The sequence below is a fragment of the Oleiphilus sp. HI0061 genome, from assembly GCF_001635675.1.
This window is the reverse complement of record NZ_LWFE01000208.1, coordinates 1-677: the sequence shown is the minus strand read 5'-3', so window position 1 is coordinate 677 and position 677 is coordinate 1. Positions and strand designations below refer to the sequence as shown.

The following is a 677-nucleotide window of genomic DNA, read 5'->3' as shown; positions in this document are numbered from 1 at the left end:
TGGTGATGAGGATATGGATCAGGATCGTTATCAAACTGTCTATGCCGATAAGCCAGGCGCGGCAGCAGCGCCTACGGCAGGCTTGCACTTTGATGATGAGCTTATTGAAAGGCTTAAAGCAAAAGGCGTTGATACAGCTTTTGTTACCTTGCATGTTGGTGCTGGAACCTTCCAGCCAGTAAAGGTTGACGATATTAAAGACCACGAAATGCATTCGGAATGGATTGAAGTGACTCAAGACGTGGTTGATAAAGTGACTGCGACTCGTCGAAAAGGTGGTCGTGTTATTTGCGTCGGCACAACTAGTGTTCGTAGTCTTGAATCTGCCAGCCAGTCAGGCGAGCTTAAGGCTTTTACCGGTGATACTGAGATATTTATTTTCCCAGGTTATGAGTTTAAAAGTGTCGATGCACTGATTACTAACTTTCATTTGCCGAAATCGACCCTATTAATGTTGGTATCTGCATTTTCAGGCCAGGCAAATATCTTAAATGCTTATGAGCAGGCTGTTGCAAATAAGTATCGCTTTTTCAGTTATGGTGATGCGATGTTTCTAAATCCCTCTAGCGGGAATATTTCGGAGTAATACATTGAGTGAATCGAATTGTTGTATGTCCTTTAAGGTCAGCCAGACAGATGGCTTGGCTCGACGTGGAGAAATTGACTTTCCACGTGGG

1 protein-coding gene is annotated in these 677 nt (G+C 44.0%); it reads left to right on the top strand.

Annotated elements, in window-relative coordinates; translation table 11 throughout:
- Window positions 1-586 (top strand): tRNA preQ1(34) S-adenosylmethionine ribosyltransferase-isomerase QueA (gene queA / locus A3735_RS02420; RefSeq protein ID WP_068637531.1); only part of this gene is annotated, 586 nt, incomplete at its 5' end.
- Window positions 587-677: the final 91 nt, after the last annotated feature.